The organism is Brevibacillus agri, from assembly GCF_004117055.1.
In the GTDB taxonomy this organism is placed as follows: domain Bacteria; phylum Bacillota; class Bacilli; order Brevibacillales; family Brevibacillaceae; genus Brevibacillus; species Brevibacillus agri.
Genome location: NZ_CP026363.1, coordinates 940,869 through 957,688 on the forward strand (window position 1 = coordinate 940,869; position 16,820 = coordinate 957,688).

General features: G+C 52.5%; 13 protein-coding genes. 12 read left to right on the forward strand and 1 reads right to left on the reverse strand.

All coding sequences use genetic code 11. The features are described from left to right. The first annotated feature begins 33 nt into the window (after nucleotides 1-33). The 4 genes from BA6348_RS04730 (at nucleotide 34) to BA6348_RS04745 (ending at nucleotide 4,592) form a co-directional block, all read left to right on the forward strand. Nucleotides 34-2,859: a lipase/acyltransferase domain-containing protein gene (locus tag BA6348_RS04730; RefSeq protein WP_005830267.1), complete on the forward strand. Its 2,826-nt coding sequence runs from the start codon at nucleotides 34-36 to the stop codon at nucleotides 2,857-2,859. Between the two features lie 241 nt (nucleotides 2,860-3,100). Then, nucleotides 3,101-3,433, forward strand: a complete 333-nt coding sequence (locus tag BA6348_RS04735; protein ID WP_026557573.1) for a hypothetical protein — start codon at nucleotides 3,101-3,103, stop codon at nucleotides 3,431-3,433. Nucleotides 3,434-3,525: 92 nt separating this feature from the next. Beyond that, on the forward strand, nucleotides 3,526-4,023 hold the full coding sequence (locus BA6348_RS04740; RefSeq protein ID WP_005830262.1) for a YwhD family protein: 498 nt from the start codon (nucleotides 3,526-3,528) through the stop codon (nucleotides 4,021-4,023). 311 nt (nucleotides 4,024-4,334) lie between these two features. Then, the gene (locus BA6348_RS04745; protein WP_005830260.1) at nucleotides 4,335-4,592 is read left to right on the forward strand and encodes a hypothetical protein; all 258 of its coding nucleotides are present in this window, start codon (nucleotides 4,335-4,337) and stop codon (nucleotides 4,590-4,592) included. A 52-nt stretch (nucleotides 4,593-4,644) separates the two neighbouring features. On the opposite strand, the gene BA6348_RS04750 is transcribed toward BA6348_RS04745, so the two are convergent. Continuing rightward, the gene (locus BA6348_RS04750) at nucleotides 4,645-6,699 is read right to left on the reverse strand and encodes a transglycosylase domain-containing protein (RefSeq protein WP_005830258.1); all 2,055 of its coding nucleotides are present in this window, start codon (nucleotides 6,697-6,699) and stop codon (nucleotides 4,645-4,647) included. Nucleotides 6,700-7,023: 324 nt separating this feature from the next. Between BA6348_RS04750 and speE the strand changes: the two genes are divergently transcribed. From speE to BA6348_RS04790, 8 genes are all read left to right on the forward strand, one after another. Next, a complete protein-coding gene (gene speE / locus BA6348_RS04755; protein ID WP_005830256.1) occupies nucleotides 7,024-7,857 on the forward strand; it encodes a polyamine aminopropyltransferase in 834 nt (277 codons plus the stop codon). A gap of 19 nt (nucleotides 7,858-7,876) precedes the next feature. After that, nucleotides 7,877-8,746, forward strand: a complete 870-nt coding sequence (speB, locus tag BA6348_RS04760) for an agmatinase (RefSeq protein ID WP_005830254.1) — start codon at nucleotides 7,877-7,879, stop codon at nucleotides 8,744-8,746. A 201-nt stretch (nucleotides 8,747-8,947) separates the two neighbouring features. Then, complete coding sequence (locus BA6348_RS04765) at nucleotides 8,948-10,189, forward strand: MFS transporter (RefSeq protein ID WP_005830252.1); 1,242 nt, start codon at nucleotides 8,948-8,950, stop codon at nucleotides 10,187-10,189. A gap of 61 nt (nucleotides 10,190-10,250) precedes the next feature. Further along, nucleotides 10,251-10,664, forward strand: a complete 414-nt coding sequence (locus BA6348_RS04770) for a YwiB family protein (protein WP_005830251.1) — start codon at nucleotides 10,251-10,253, stop codon at nucleotides 10,662-10,664. A 76-nt stretch (nucleotides 10,665-10,740) separates the two neighbouring features. After that, complete coding sequence (locus tag BA6348_RS04775; protein ID WP_005830249.1) at nucleotides 10,741-11,133, forward strand: hypothetical protein; 393 nt, start codon at nucleotides 10,741-10,743, stop codon at nucleotides 11,131-11,133. A gap of 75 nt (nucleotides 11,134-11,208) precedes the next feature. After that, nucleotides 11,209-12,639, forward strand: coding sequence for a sigma-54 interaction domain-containing protein (locus tag BA6348_RS04780; protein WP_005830247.1), 1,431 nt, complete (start codon nucleotides 11,209-11,211; stop codon nucleotides 12,637-12,639). 172 nt (nucleotides 12,640-12,811) lie between these two features. Further along, nucleotides 12,812-14,170, forward strand: coding sequence for a lysine 2,3-aminomutase (kamA, locus tag BA6348_RS04785; RefSeq protein WP_005827844.1), 1,359 nt, complete (start codon nucleotides 12,812-12,814; stop codon nucleotides 14,168-14,170). A gap of 401 nt (nucleotides 14,171-14,571) precedes the next feature. Next, complete coding sequence (locus tag BA6348_RS04790; protein WP_026557571.1) at nucleotides 14,572-16,647, forward strand: (Fe-S)-binding protein; 2,076 nt, start codon at nucleotides 14,572-14,574, stop codon at nucleotides 16,645-16,647. Nucleotides 16,648-16,820: the final 173 nt, after the last annotated feature.

Here is a 16,820-nt window from a genome sequence, read left to right on the forward strand (position 1 = left end):
TTAGGTAGATGGAGGATGAGGGGGAGTGTTACGATGAAAACGGCCAAGCGCCTGTCTTATTTCCTTTTTTTGTTGGTGATGTGCTGGACGAATGCTGTCGGGACCGGATGGGCCAGAGAGCGTGAGCTTTTCGTCGAAGCGGCGTGGGCTTGGGTGGAAAAGGGCGAGGTGCGCATTCAGGCGCAATTGTCAACAAGTCCTGAGCGGATCGAGCTGGAAATTGCCCAGGATGGCGAAAACAAGAGCCGCACCTTTCGCAACGATTCACGTATATCCGCCGCTGTACAGCCTACAGGAGACAGCCCTTTACTGATAAGCCTGCGCGAGCCGGATGAGGACGAGCCATTGGTAAGCTGGCAGCTTGATCTGGCTGGTAGAGACATGACTTACGCGGAAAAGCTGACGGTGAAGAAGGCGTCCTGGGGCAGACGTGCAGAGGTGAATGCGGAGTTGCTGGCGTTAACCACGCTTTTCGAGCAGAGGCAAGGGCAAACGACAAGCCAGGCAGACGAGGTTGAAGCAGTCAGCCACAACGAGGATGAGTCCGGCATAGACGAGTCTGACTCCAACGATGCCGACCAGACGCTGGACGAGTTGGCGCAAGAGTTTTACGCCGACTTTGCAGCCAGCGGCAAGCCGGAAGAAATCGAGCTGCGCAGCAGAGAGGTTATTTTTGAACTGGAGCCTAACGATACGTTTGGAAAAGCCGACTGGCTGTTTGACGGAAAGGATGCCAGAGGGAAGATCGGGGCGGCAGGCGACGTGGATTATTGGAAGATCAAAGGGACGAAGCACGGGCGGATGAATGTTTCCTTGCGCGAGATTCCATACGGTCAAGACTATCAACTGTACGTATTTGATGCAGAGCAAAACGAGCTTGGCCGTTCCGAACGCCCAGAAGAGAGCGACGAGTCCGTCGAAGGCATCGGACTGGAAAAAGACCAATGGTATTACATCGCAGTAAAAGGGCAACGGGAATCCCACCATAAAGATTTCTACTACCGCCTGCGGGCTGATTTTCTGGCTGACCAGTCGGATGCAAAAGCCGATGGGTACGAGCCTAACAACACGTTACAGGAGGCGCATGAACTGCCCGCCGATTTTTCTGCGTCGCTTACCGGGAATCTGCATGCGAACACAGACGTCGATTACTACCGCTATTCCTTTTCGCTGACATCGACTTTCATGGTCGATCTAAAAGACATTCCCGCGGGGATGGACATGGACCTGTATGTGCAGGATGAACAAGGCAAAGTACTGGCGAAATCAGAAAAACCGAAAAACGCCAACGAGCAAATCATCATGAACGTCAATCCCGGAAGCTACATCATCAAAGTAATGGCCAGCAAGCGATCCGGCTTCACGCCCAATTCCTACAAGCTTAACGTGGCTGCGAAGACGATTCCGGTCATCTTGATCCCGGGGATAGGTGGCTCCCGTCTGGTTGCAGAGGAAAACGGCAAAGCCTCAGAAATATGGCTTGGCCTTGGCGACAGTCTGCTTGGAATCAATGACCCTAAGCATCGGCGCCTGCTCTCCCTGGAGCCGACGAGGCCGAACAGTGTCGAGGTGCGGCCGAGGGAAACGGGCGTCACTATTTACCCGGAACGTGACGATGAAGGATTCAGCGCCATTGAGTATCTTTCCTATTCTCCGCTGGACCCTGTCCGCAATATGACGGAGCAGTATTACAGCATGGTAAAGGAACTGGAGAGGATGGGCTACAAAAAGCACCGCACCATTTTCGCCATGCCGTATGACTGGCGATACAGCAGTACGAAAAATGCGACCGAGTTGAAGAAAAAAATCGATCTCGCCCTGGAGCGGTCAGGGGCACGGCAGGTTCATTTGGTCGCGCACAGCATGGGCGGCTTGCTGACGAGAGAGACGCTGCTTGCAAACGTTTCGTATCAGCCAAAAATCAATCGCATCGTCTACATGGGTACGCCGTTTCTCGGTTCCCCGCGAGCTTATCAGGCCATCAAGTACGGGTACAATTTCTCGATTCCGTGGATGGATGAGGAGACAGGAAAAATCATTTCGGAATACGCTCCGGCTGTGTACGAACTGCTGCCGTCCAAAAAGTACTTTGAAACGGCTGGTTTCCTGAGAAAAAACCGTAACGATACTTACAGCTACACAGAATTTTTGCAGGACAAAAAAATTCGCCTGGATTACGCTCCACTGGTCAAGCAAGGCGGATCGCTCCATGAAAAATGGGACAAAAAGACGATCAATGTGCCGCAGTATTCCATTGTCGGCACAGGTCAAACGACTTTTTTAGGCTACTTCTTCGACGCGTACCACAACGAATGGGTGCCTTATTACGACCAGGGACTGGGAGACGGAACCGTCCCCTATATCAGCGCCAACTACGCCCAAAAAGACATAAAGAAAAGGTATTATGTGACAGGAGAGCATGCCAAGCTGCCGACCATTCCGGAAGTCATGAAGCAAGTGACCCAACTGCTGAAAGGAATCGAGGAAACACAGCCTGGGCTGCGCAATCAAGTCCCGGGGAAAAGCGCCAAGTATTTGTACTACATTATTTCCAAAGAGGACGGAACGTTTCCTGAGCTGACGTTCCACAAAAATGGCAGTATCATCACCCTTGCTGCCGACGAAAAGGAAGTGCGGGACGATCTCGCTATCGAGTACCACGGCAACATTGTCGTCATCCATGTGCTCGACCAAGAGGAGCTGGAGTTTGAAACGCCTCCACCGCAACAGGATGAAAACTCGCCGAAGTTTATCATCAAACGTTTTTCGTCAGAAGATTCGCGAGACGATGAGGAACACGGCAAGCGCTACCGCCTGGACGAGCATGGCCTGTCGCAAGAAAAGCACTCAGTAGACTAATCGCATTCATAGAACGAAGCGGAGAACCACTCATACACAACAAACGAAGCTAATACAACGAACACAGAGAACCATTCGCAAGCAACAAATGGTGCCCAGTAAAATAACGCAAACAGCTACAATCCGCAACCGCAACAAGCAACAACATTGCGCCGGGAGCGGACGACAGGATCGTCCACCAGTATCAGGCGACAGCCAAAAAGTAAAGCCAAAAAGTAAAAGTTTAGAAAGGACCTGAAAAATGGACAACTTATTTGTCTGGCTATTTCTCGGCCCGTTTATGTATTCCATTGAATTGGGAGGACCGATCATCGGGCTGATTGTGACAGGCTGCATGTGGGCGGTGTTTGGGTTTCGCGGCTGGCCGACGTTTGGCGCGGCGTTTCTCACCAGTTTTTTGTACTACATGATAGCCGTTCCTTCCAGTACTATGCTGGGCTCGCTGCTGATTATCAAAGCCGCGATGGCGGTTCATTCTGCTCTGCTTCTTACCTTGATAATGTGGCTATTCGACAAGGTCATGAAGCGATACCGAAGAAAGCAGGCGGCGGGCAACGAACCGCTCGAAAAATGAACGGGAAATAACCGGGCACATGGGCAAATTGCGTCGCTGTTGGTTTCCGAGTAGAATAAAGAAAGGAGAATCTGTGTCTGGAGGGCGTGTAAATGGATATTTTTGATAACAAAAAAGGCGGCTTTACGATCATGAGCGGCAAAACCGATGTTCATGGCGGGTTTGGTCAAGGTGTACTCGACTTGAATGCGGTATCGTCGGTCATCATCGACGGCGACGAGGCGTACATCGACATGGGCGCTTTGCATGCGAAAAGCTCGGTTGAAAAAGGGATCAAATGGACGACGAACAAAGAAGAAGTGCCGAACGGAAAGCCTTATTGGCTCGTTTGGGTAACCGTTGACCGCAACGAAAATGGCCCGTACTATGCTGGTGCGACTGCGTGCTATATGGAAATTGATCGGGAAGCGCGCCGCGGATACAAAATTTTGGCGGACCATGTGAATCGGATGGACTACTCCATGAAGCGCCGTATCATGCTCGAAGAACTGGGCGAAAAGGAAAAAGCGGCGCTGAAAAAATTGTTGATCGACAACAATGCGGCCATGTTTGAAAATTCTTCAGAGGAATTAAAGCGAAGTTTGTCCTAATGCTGGAAATCGTGAACGGTCTGTGAACAAATTGTGAAATCAATTGTTACCAGAATTGAAGTCAGGTAAACTTATTTCTATATCTGTGTACATGTACACTGGGTCAACAAACAGGGAAAGAGCCGTCACTCTTTCCCTGTTTGTGTTCATGCTGCCGTTGTGATTCAAGCCAATGGCGCAAGCATGTTCCCCTCAGCAAATACACATTGGAGTAAATACACATCAGGCTTTTTTTACAGGTCATGCTTTGTGGCGAACGCGGAACACTAATGAGGCTCGAACCAAACTGTCTGACGGAAGGGGCGGTACGAATGAGTGAAAATCCGCGTGAGCAGGAGCAGTCCCATGACCATTTTGTGAAGCACGGCGGCGTCCATTTCCGCACGCATGTGTCACCTGTTGAAATCAACAACTTCGTCCGGAAGCTCCCGGCGGGCAAACGGGAAAGCTTGTTTGAAGTATTGGAGCAACTCGATCAGGCCGGGCTGATTACGGTCGTCAACGACCACGTCTTCGCAGATGGAGACGGCGTTGTAGGCGGCGGAGACAACAACCAGTCGTTTTCGTGAATGAAAAAAAGGACGCAACTCCTCGCGAGTGCGTCCTTTTCCTTTTGCCCCCTTATTGCTCAGGCTTCCACCAACTGCCCATCCGCTGCCAAAACGTCGACGAATCAGGTGGAGTGAGCGGTGTAGGCGCCTGGTGGTCGGCCGGAATGTGATCGGTGCAGTAATCGTGCGGTTCTGTTCCGCTGGCGAAATAAAACAACTGGGGGTTCGGGCAATGCTCGGTCGCCAATTTCCCGGATGCCGGATCAATGTAGACGGACACGACGCCTGCCGGCATGTCAAAGAGGGCGGGTGGTTGTCCTTTTAGCGCGCTTTCCATGAAGCTGGCCCAAATTTTTTTGGACATATAGCCTTCTTTCACATCGTCCACTTTTTGATTTTTGTCGTATCCTACCCAGACCGTCGCTACCAGTTGAGGCGTGAATCCGCTCAGCCAGGCATCATAATCGGTAGAGCCTGTCTTCCCGGCCACGGGCCGATTCAACTCGTTTGCGACTCGATACCCGGTTCCGCCGCGCTCAAATACGCTTTGCATCATATTGACCAAGAGCGCTGAGGCGACTGGATCGGCTACACGGGTTTTTTCCGTCTTTTCTTCGACCAAAATGTTGCCTTCGCTGTCCTCAATCGAGGTGATTGCGATTGGTTGAACAGCTTCTCCCTTGTTGACGATGGCCGCATAAGCCGCATTCAGCTCCAGCGGGGAGACGGGAGACGTTCCCAGCGCCAGAGAAGGTACGGCTTGCATCGGGCTGGTAATGCCCAAGCTTTTGGCTTGCTCGACGACTTTTTGCGGACTGAGAAAATCAATGGTTTTCACTGCGTAAATGTTGTCGGAAGTTTTGATGGCTTCGCGCATGTTAATCATCGCGTTTGCATACCGTCCGCCGAAATTGCTCGGAATGTACTGCTTGTTATTGTCGTAGGTGAACACGGTCGGCTCGCTTTTCATCATCGTCAGCGGCGTGTAGCCGTTTTGCAGGGCTGCCAGGTACATGATCGGCTTGAAGGAAGAGCCCGGCTGTCTTTTGCCGAGTACGCGATTGTACTGGCTCGTTTTGTAATCCCGTCCCCCGACCATTGCTTTGATATGACCGGTAGCAGGGTCCATGGCAACCAATGCGGCTTGCAGGTTCGGATTGTCCTTTGGCAGCGTCGAAGCGATGATTTCCTCCGCCTTTTTTTGCATGACCGGGTCGAGCGTCGTATGGATTTTCAAGCCGCCGTGGATGAATTTTTCCTCGTCAATGCCGTACTTGTTTTTCACCAGATTCGCGATGTAATCACGGAAATACGGGGCCTGCTCGGCGATATTTTCCGCAGTGCGCTGTTTCAGCTTGATCGGCTCCGCATAAGCTTGCTCGGCTTCTTTGGCCGTGAGCATCCCGTCGCGTTCCATCGCTTCGAGAATGAGCTTTTGCCGCGATTTTGCCCGCTCAAAATCAACGAAAGGAGAGTAGTAAGTAGGGCCTTTCGGAATGCCTGCCAGCATCGCGCTTTCGGCTACGGTCAAGTTTTTGGCGTCCTTGCCGAAATACGTTTGGGCGGCCGCCTGGACTCCATAGGCAGAGTGACCGTAATAAATTTGGTTCATGTACATTTCCAAAATTTCATCTTTGCTATAATTCAGCTCCAACTGAATAGCGAGCAGCGCTTCCTTGATCTTTCTTTCCCATGTCTTGTCCAACGTCAAATACAGATTGCGCGCCAACTGCTGGGTGATCGTGCTGGCTCCCTGGCGCATGTCCATGTTGATGACGTCGACGTAGGCGGCCATGGCCAGCCGTTTCCAGTCGAAGCCGTAATGCTCCCGAAACGAACGGTCTTCGATGGCGATTGTCGCGTTGATGAGCGCAGGCGATATTTCCTGGATCGGGACAGAAATGCGGTTTTCTCCCCGATGCATCGTGTCCAGCACTTCTCCATTAGAGGCGTAAATCGTTGTCGTCTGCTTCACGAATGTCTCGGGAAGCGGTTGGGAACGCAAGTACAAAATCAACAGCAAAATGGCAAAAGATAAGCATAATAGGCTGAGTATGGAAAATTTTACAAATTTCTTGACCCAGCGTAAATAACGGAGCAGGGAGTGCTCGCGCATGACTTCCATTTTGCCTCTCCTCCTTTCTATCGTTTGAATGAGCAAAACGGTGATGGTCGTTTTGCTGACTGACTGGCGGTCCCATCTCCTTTTTTTGAAAAAACAGCGAGACGTTTTTCGCCCAAAAGAGGACATACTAAAGGACGCATGATACTTCTAGTATGGGTAAGCCGTTTGCTGGATAAACTTGCCTGTCGCCTGAAAAACGGCAGGGAGAGCAGCTTTTTCGGCCGCACAGAAAAAAAACTTGCTTTTTGATTGGCAGCTACTATAATTTTCTTGTTATATTGTATTTTCATGCGGTCAATTGAAGGAGGTTACATAACCATGAATATGGAATTGTGGTACACCGAAAAACAAACGGAAAATCACGGGATAACAACGAAAATTACTGATACCCTATACAGTGAGAAATCCGAGTTTCAACAAATCGACGTCATTACTACGAAGCAGTTTGGTCGCATGTTAGTACTTGATGGCATGGTTATGACCACCGATGTCGATGAGTTTGTTTACCACGAGATGATTTCTCACATCGCTCTCAATACGCATCCAAACCCGAAAAAGGTTCTGGTTGTCGGTGGCGGCGACGGCGGTGCAATCCGTGAAATCGTGAAGCATGCGGCTGTGGAAAAAGCAGTTCTGGCCGAAATCGACGGTGGCGTAATAGAATCCTGCAAAAAATACTTCCCTGAAATTGCAAGCGCACTGACTGGTAATCCAAAGGTCGACGTGCAAGTAATTGACGGGATCAAGCATATCCATGACCACAAAGGCGAGTACGATGTGATTATGGTTGACTCGACAGAGCCAGTGGGACCAGCGGTAGGTCTGTTCGAAAAAGGCTTCTACCAAGGCATTCACGATGCGCTGAAACCGGACGGCATCATGGTGGCGCAAACCGAATCTCCATGGTTCAACCGCGATCTCATCAAACGCGTATTCAAAGACCTGAAATCCATCTTCCCGGTTACTCGTCTGTACACTTGCAGCATCCCTACTTATCCATCCGGTCTGTGGAGCTTCACCATCGCTTCCAAGCAGTACGATCCGTTGGAAGTAGATCCGGCGAAAATCAAAGACCTGGGTACCAAATACTACAATGCGGAAGTTCACCACGCTGCTTTCAAACTGCCAAACTTTGTGGCTGAGCTGACCCGCGACTAATCGGAGGAGGACAACCCTGATGCGTTTTGACGAAGCATACTCCGGCAATGTCTTCATCCGCAGCCACAGCAGCTATGAAGAAAGCCAAGCAGTGATTTACGGCATGCCGATGGACTGGACAGTCAGCTTCCGTCCGGGGTCCCGTTTCGGCCCTGCCCGTATCCGCGAAGTGTCGATCGGTCTGGAAGAGTACAGCCCGTACTTGGACAGGCTGCTCGAAGACATCAAATACTTTGACGCAGGCGACATTCCGCTTCCTTTTGGAAACGTCGAAGGCAGCCTGGATGCAATCCGCACGTTCGTGGCAAAAGTGCTGGAAGACGGCAAGTTCCCACTCGGACTGGGCGGCGAGCATCTCGTGTCTTGGCCGGTATTCCAGGCCGTTTATGAAAAGTACAAGGACATGGTAGTCTTCCACTTTGACGCGCATACTGACCTGCGCGACAACTATGAAGGATACCAGTATTCCCACTCCACGCCAATCAAAAAGGTGTGCAACCTGATCGGCGGCAAAAATGTGTATTCTTTCGGCATCCGCAGCGGCATGAAGGAAGAGTTCGACTGGGCGAAGGAAAACATGCACCTGTACAAATACGATGTGCTGGAGCCAGTGAAGCAAGTGCTGCCGACGATCGGCAACCGTCCGATCTACCTGACCATCGACATTGATGTTCTGGACCCGGCGCACGCACCTGGCACAGGCACAACCGAAGCAGGCGGCATTACTTCCCGCGAGCTGTTGGACACCATCCACTACATGGCGAAAAACGGCGCCAATGTCATCGGCTGCGACCTGGTGGAAGTGGCTCCTGTGTACGATCACAGCGAGATGACGCAAATCGTGGCATCGAAAATCGTGCGCGAGCTGCTGCTCAGCTTTGTAAAATAACAATACGAACAACAGACAAGCCTCCGGTTTTCGCAAAAAGCCGGGGGCTTTTTTCATGCTGTCCCGCCTAGAGGTAACTGGAGGCAGTCCTATCATTCAGTCACTTAAACAACATTTTTGTTTACAAAGTATATAAAAATAGATAAAATTGCCATACAGAGTAAAAAGCTGCCGAAGCTTTTTTCAAGGGAGTTGTTTCGTATGAGAGAGGTTTTTGCTCACGTCCAGTTTCGCAAGCTGTTTTTCTCCAATCTTTTTTCCGGCTTCGGTCAGGGCATGACGATGATCGGGATTGCCTGGTATTTGGTGGAGACGACAGGCTCTGCACAGCTTTTGGGTTCTACCATGTTCAGCTCTGCGGTCCTGATGTTTTTCATCGGGCCGTACATCGGGACGCTGATTGACCGTTTTTCCCGCAAAAAAATGCTGCTCGTGGAAAACCTGATCGGCTTCGGCGTGCTCGGGATATTGGCTGCCTGGGGATTTTTCGGAGAGTACTACGAGTGGATGCTGATTACGATTTACCTGGTGACGACCTTCATGTACCAGATTCACTATCCGGCACAGTCTGCGCTTGTCCAGGAAACGTTTGAGCCAAGGCACTACAGCGATATCAATAGCCTGCTGGAGATCGAGGGGCAGACGGCGTCTGTACTGGCAGGGGCTTTTTCCGGCATTTTGCTCGGCCACTATGGCTTGCACATTGTCATTTTGTTCAATGCGCTGACGTATCTGTTTGCCTTCTGTCTGCTCTCTACGATGAAATACACGTTCACGCTGGAGGGCGAGGCGAAGCTGAGCCAGGGCGTATCCTGGGTCAGCCAGTTCGGCCAAAGCTGGCGCTACATAAAGGAGAAAAAAGGCTTTCTCGTCTTCGGGATTTGTGCGCTGATGCCGTTTATCGCCGTCATGGCGAGCAATCTGCTGAAGCCTGTCTACGTCAGCCAAACGTTGAAGGCGGATGTCTCGGTGTATTCCTTCGGGGAGATGGCGTATGCGCTGGGAGCGGTCGCAGCCGGCATCCTGGTGTCGGTCGTTGTGCGCAAAATGGGACAGCTTGCGGCCATGGTCGGAAATACGCTGCTGTTTGCCGTAGTGATTGTGGCGATGGTGGCTTTGCCCTACGGCTGGGCTTTGATCGCTGCCTACACGTTTTACGGCTGGAGCAACGCCTCTGTCCGCCTCATCCGGCAGTCGCTCTACATGACCGTCGTGCCGAAGCAGTTTATGGGGCGAGTGATGAGCTTTTTCAACTCGCTTGGCATGATGATGCGCCTTGTGCTCATCGGCGTCTTTACCGTCATGATCGACTACACGGGAGCAGGTGCAGGCTACCTCGTTCTCGCGGGATTGCTCTTGCTGGCGGCGATCGGTGTCGCGGCGACGATGCGCTTCCTTTTGGCTGACGCAAAAGAACAGGCGGTTGCAACCCACGAGGGATGATCGTAAAATGAATGGATGATTTGCGGACAGAAAGTAGAAATCATGGAGTGTGGAAGTCGTCATGCAAGAAGTACAGATGAAGCTGTCAGCCAGACATCGCGTCAACGGCGAATGGGATGAATCGACGCATCAGTACGAAGGGAAGCTCGTGCAAAAAGCCAGCGCTTGGTATTTGACGTACAAAGAACAGTTGGAAGGCGTGGGGGAAGTCAGTACGACGCTCAAGCTGACGGACAGAGCCGTTACACTCGTGCGCCAGGGAGGCGTGTCGACCAGACAGCATTTTGAAAAAGGGGCCAGCACGCACGGTACCTACCAAAGCCCGTACGGCCCGTTTGCGATGGAGACGCACACGAGCAAGCTGCGCATCCGCTATGCGGAGGAAGCGCCGGTGCAGGTGGAAATTTTTTACCAGACCTGGATGAACGAGCAGTACGCGGGCGAGCACGAACTGAAAATCGAACTTGGAAAATAAGCCGCTCTTTGCAAGGGCGGTTTTTTGCACGTACAATAGAAGGACTCGCGGCAGGATATGGAAGGAGGGCACAGGCGTGTTCGTACTCGTAAATGGCCTCATTGCCGGGCTTGGTTTGGCTGCCTTTTTGGCGCTGGGGGACGGTTTGTTCGAAACCAGTACGTTTCCTGTGCTGATCGATGTCAGCTACGTCCCGGGCATGGAAAATTTGCCGTCGATTGCAGAGCTGTTGATTCACCTTTTCATCAGTGTCATCATCGCCTTTTTTCTCATGTATTTTTACCCGCGGGATAATCGCGGCAAAACCATCCGCTATTTGCTGTGCTGGATGCTTGCGTTCGCGGTCGCCTTTTTGCCTTTTAGCCTGCTGAGCAAGGTGCAAATGACGTGGACCGCGTTTTTTATATGGGTTTTGGGACATTTGCTGTACACGATGATGCTCTCGATTCAGGTCGCGCGAAATCGGTAGGCTGATGCGCATTTGCCGAATTTTCGGCATAGTGATGGTTTTTTGGCAGCAAGGTTGAAAGGAGTGGAGGCCAGCATGCCGTTGTCTGATACGGTGGAAATGTTGCAGGCGATACTGGGGGCAATTGATGAGGGGATTCACGTAGTCGATGCGGATGGAATCACGATTTTCTATAACCACGTCGCGGCCAGGCTTGACGGGCTTACGCCAGAGGAAGTGCTCGGAAAGCCGCTTCTGGAGGTGTTTCCGTCGCTTGATCGGCATTCGAGCACGCTGCTGCGCGTAATCGAGAGCGGGGACGCGATCTACAATCAGACACAGACGTACAAAAACTGGAAAGGGATGCGGGTCGAGACGGTCAACACGACGCTTCCGGTACGCGTCGGCAAAAGGCTGGTCGGCGCAGTCGAGGTCGCCAAAGATATCGGCAAGCTGAAAGAGCTGTCGGAGCGCCTCGTCGACTTGCAGGCGAAGATCAGCAAGCCGAAGCGCGCCAAGCGGGGAGCGGAGGAGCTTGCCTTTCACTTCGACGACATTTTGACGAAGAGCGAAAAGATGAAACGGCTGAAGGAACGGGCGAAAAAAGCGGCGCGAACGACTTCGCCCGTGCTGATTTACGGCGAGACGGGGACGGGGAAGGAGCTGTTTGTCCAGTCCATCCACCAGGCGTCTTCGCGCAGCGGCAAGCCGTTTATCGCGCAAAACTGTGCGGCGCTTCCCGCGTCTCTCCTGGAGAGCCTGTTGTTCGGCACGGTGAAGGGAAGCTTTACGGGAGCGGACGATCGCCCCGGGCTGTTTGAACTGGCAGACGGCGGCACGTTGTTTTTGGATGAGTTGAACAGCATGCCGCTCGATTTGCAGGCAAAGCTGCTGCGCGTGCTGCAGGATGGGCAGATTCGGCGAATCGGCGGAAGCCAGTCGACCAAAGTCGACGTCCGCGTCATTGCGGCCGTCAACGAAGCTCCGCAATCGCTTGTGGAGCGCGGCCTGATGCGAACCGACCTGTACTATCGGATCAATGTCGTTTCCTTTGAATTGCCGCCGTTGCGCGAGCGCAGAGAAGATGTGGAACTGCTGGTGGAGCACTTTTTGAGCAAATTCAACCGCGAGTTCGCCATGAATGTGCGCGGAGTCAGCCAGGAGGTGGCCCAACTGTTTGCGCGCTACGACTGGCCGGGTAACGTCCGGGAGCTGGAGCACGTCGTCGAGGCTGCGATGAACATGGTCGAGGGCGACATGTTGCTGCTGGAGCATCTGCCCGCTCATATGCTGGAGCGTGCGCTGCCGGAAACGCCTCTGCACACACTCTCGTCAGACCCGGTTTCCTTGCTCGCGGTAAAGGAAGGCTGTACACTGCCCGAGCTTCTGCGCGAGCTGGAGGAGCGGATCATCGGGGACGCACTGAAAAAGACTGATGGCAACGTACTGCGCGCGGCGAAGCTTTTGGGAATCCCCAGGCAAACGCTGCAATACAAGCTTTCGAAACGGATGATCCCGCCCTGTTGAATGCCGAAAATTCGGCAGCCCAAACAGACAGACTAGACGAGCGAAACGCTTACAAAACGATCTATTTCTTATTTTCTAAATCTTTAGATTTGATTGGCACGACCCTTGCATCTTTACTTGGTCGAGTGAAACGCATGAGGGTTCACTACAGACGAGAGGAGATGTGAAGCAGATGACAGTAGCGACAAGACGTGACTGGCGTTCCATTGAGCTTTGGAAGGACGTGCCGGAAGAAAAGTGGAATGACTGGATGTGGCAGTTGACCCACACCATCAAGACCGTAGATGATTTGAAGCAGGTCATCAACCTGACGCCGGAAGAGGAAGAGGGCGTGCGCATTTCGACGCAAACCATTCCTTTGAATATTACGCCGTACTACGCTTCCCTGATGGACGTGGACGATCCGAAAGATCCGGTGCGCATGCAATCCGTACCGCTGTCTTCGGAAATGGTGCGCACGAAGTACGACATGGAAGACCCTCTGCACGAGGACACGGATTCTCCGGTTCCCGGCCTGACGCACCGCTATCCGGACCGCGTGCTTTTCCTTGTCACGAACCAATGCTCGATGTACTGCCGCTATTGCACGCGCCGCCGCTTCTCCGGCCAGATCGGGATGGGCGTGCCAAAGAAACAGCTCGACGCCTGTATTGAATACATCCGCAGCAGACCGGAAGTGCGTGACGTGCTTCTCTCTGGCGGAGACGGACTGTTAATCAACGACCGCGTGCTGGAATACATCATCAGCAGCCTGCGCGCGATCCCGCATGTGGAGATCATCCGCATCGGTACCCGTGCGCCTGTTGTATTCCCGCAGCGGATTACGGAAAACTTGTGCAACATCCTGAAAAAATACCATCCTGTATGGCTCAATACACACTTCAACCATCCTAAGGAAATTACGCCGGAAGCGAAGCAGGCTTGCGAAATGCTGGCAAACGCGGGCGTGCCTCTGGGCAACCAGGCCGTCATTCTCGCCGGAATCAACGACTGCCCCAACACGATGAAAAAGCTGGTGCAGGATCTGGTAAAAATTCGCGTCCGTCCGTACTACATCTATCAATGCGACCTGTCTGAAGGGATCGGCCACTTCCGCGCTCCCGTCAGCAAAGGAATCGAAATCATCGAGCACCTGCGCGGCCATACTTCCGGCTACGCCGTACCGACCTTCGTGGTGGATGCTCCGCACGGCGGCGGGAAAATTCCGGTCAGCCCGAACTACATTATTTCCCAGGCGTCCGACAAAGTGGTGCTGCGCAACTTCGAAGGCGTAATCACTTCGTATCCGGAGCCGAAGCAGTACCATGAGCACGACGAGGAAAACTGCGAATACTGCATCGCGGCAAAAGGCAAGGCAGTCGGTATCGCTGCGCTCATGCAGGATGAAGCAGACAACCTGGAGCCGGCCGACCTGCCGCGCAACAAGCGCATCAAGGCGACAAAAGTCAAGTCGCTGGCCGATGTGCGCATGGAGCAAAAGGCGAAAAAGGAACAAAGCGCAGTAGAAACAAAAGAAGCGTCCGGCAAATAAAGAGAGCAAAAAGGAACGTAAAGCGGCTGCCTGCTACGAACAGGCGGCCGCTTGTTTTTTGTACATCCGAAAAAAAGGGCAGCATAGCGAGAGCGAGACTTCCGAACTCCGAACTCCACACTCCGCATGAAGTGAGACAGCAATGCCGGTACGAAGGCTGCGCTAAACAGCCTGGCGCCGCCCACTTTTCTAATGAGAATATTTCCAACTTTATTTGGAGGATGGTTGATTTGCCACTTATGTGATAAGATCAGATTACAGCAATATGAGCGAACGTTCAGTCGGTTTTATTTCATTCTTTTAAAAAATCAAACTAACCGACTGAATAGTCATTCATTTTTCTTTTTGATTCTGATAAGATAGAAAGTAAAGACAACTCGTGAAAGTGGGGGAGTAGAAACATGCTGGCACTTATCAATCTGATCGCGTTTTTCCTGGTGCTCGCTTACGGGCTGTATCTGGCCGGACATGTTGTGTACAGCAGATATTTGTTCATCAAGCTGGGCAAAAAGCCAGATGTGAAAGATGACTTTGGCGCACGTATCAACCTGATGCTGGACAACGTCATTTTCCACAAGAAGCTGTTGAAGGACAAAAAGAGCGGGATCATGCACGTCGTGATGTTTTACGGCTTCATTATCCTCCAGTTCGGCGCGATTGAGCTGGTTATCAAGGGGCTGTCCAAAGGCTTCGAGCTTCCGTTTGGCAGCGCTCACAAATATTTTTCGCTCATGCAGGAGATTACTACGTTTCTCATCCTGGCCGCCGTCGGGTACGCCTTTTACCGCCGCTATATCGAGAAGCTGAAGCGGTTGAAGCGCGGCTTCAAGTCAGGGATCGTCCTGCTTCTGATCTCTTCCCTGATGGCGACCGTGCTGCTTTCCCTCGCCTTCGAGCAAATCTGGCTCGGCCATGAAGCATCCGTCTTTGCGCCGATTTCCTCCGTGATCGCGATGGCGTTTTCCGCGATTGGCGTAGGGACGACAGGTGGAGCGGTTCTGTTTTACGTATTCTGGTGGGCGCATCTGATTATTTTGCTGGGCTTTGCCGTCTACGTGCCGCAGTCCAAGCATGCGCACTTGCTGTTTGCTCCGGTAAACGTCTGGTTCAAAAAGCTCGACCCGCCCGGCAAGCTGTCCAGCATCAACTTCGAGGACGAGACGCAGGAAGTGTTCGGCGTAGGCAAGATCGAGGACTTTACGCAAACGCAGTTGATCGACCTGTACGCCTGTGTCGAGTGCGGACGCTGTACGAATATGTGTCCGGCATCCGGTACCGGAAAAATGCTTTCGCCGATGGACCTGATTACGAAAATGCGCGACCATTTGACGGAAAAAGGGGCGGCTGTCACCTCCCGCACGCCGTGGATGCCGAACTTCGCGTTTTCGCAAACGACGGCCAACCAGATCGCTTTGCAAGCGTCCGAAGTAGCGGCCACAGCCGAAGAGGCGACATCTGTCTACGAGAAAAACTTGATTGGCGATGTGATTACCGAGCAGGAGCTGTGGGCTTGTACGACCTGTCGCAACTGCGAGGATCAATGCCCGGTCATGAACGAGCACGTGGAAAAAATCATCGACATGCGCCGCTACCTGGTGATGACGGAAGGCAGCATGCCAGCCGAAGCGCAACGCGCCTTGAACAATATCGAGCGCCAGGGCAACCCGTGGGGAATCAACCGCAAAGACCGGATGAAGTGGATCGAAGGTCTGAACGGGCAATACGAAGTGCCGACGGTCAAACAGGTCGAGGACTTCGAGTATTTGTTCTGGGTAGGCTCGATGGGGTCGTTTGACTTGCGCAGCCAAAAAATTTCCCAGGCGTTCGTGAAGCTCATGCACGAAGCAGGCGTCAAGTTCGCCATCCTCGGCAACGAGGAAAAGAACTCGGGAGACACAGCGCGCCGCATCGGAAACGAGTTTTTGTTCCAGCAGTTGGCGCAGGAAAACATCGCGCTGTTCGAAGGCTACGAAGTCAAAAAAATCGTGACCTGCGACCCGCATGCGTACAATACGTTCAAAAACGAGTATCCGGAGTTCGGTCTGACTGCCGAAGTGTACCACCACTCCGAGCTGCTCGCCCAGTGGGTGAAGGAAGGCCGCCTGAAGCCGACCAAGGAAGTCAAGGAGCGCATTACGTATCACGACTCTTGCTATTTGGGGCGCTACAACGAGATTTACGACAAGCCGCGCGTCATTCTGGAAGCAATTCCTGGGGTGGAAGTAGTCGAGATGAAGCGCAGCGGCTGCGACAGCATGTGCTGCGGAGCGGGCGGCGGTCTGATGTGGATGGAAGAGCATGAGGGCACGCGGGTCAACGTGGCGCGCACAGAGCAAGCGTTGGAGGTCAATCCGACCGCAATCGCCAGTGCCTGCCCGTACTGCCTGACCATGATAAATGACGGCATCAAGACCAAGGAAAAGGAAGACGACGTCAAGACGCGCGATGTAGCGGAAATTTTGGCGGACGCGATCTAAAACAGAGAGGATCGGCACCGCGAAAACAGCCTGATACGAGGGAAAACTCAGGCTGTTCTTTTTTTCCTAATTCATTGACTAATCGAACAGAAGACGGCAAAATGAAGATAGCAGATAAAATGAACGAACGCTCGATCAATTTATTTTTCGTTAATAAGCTACGAAAAAGCCGA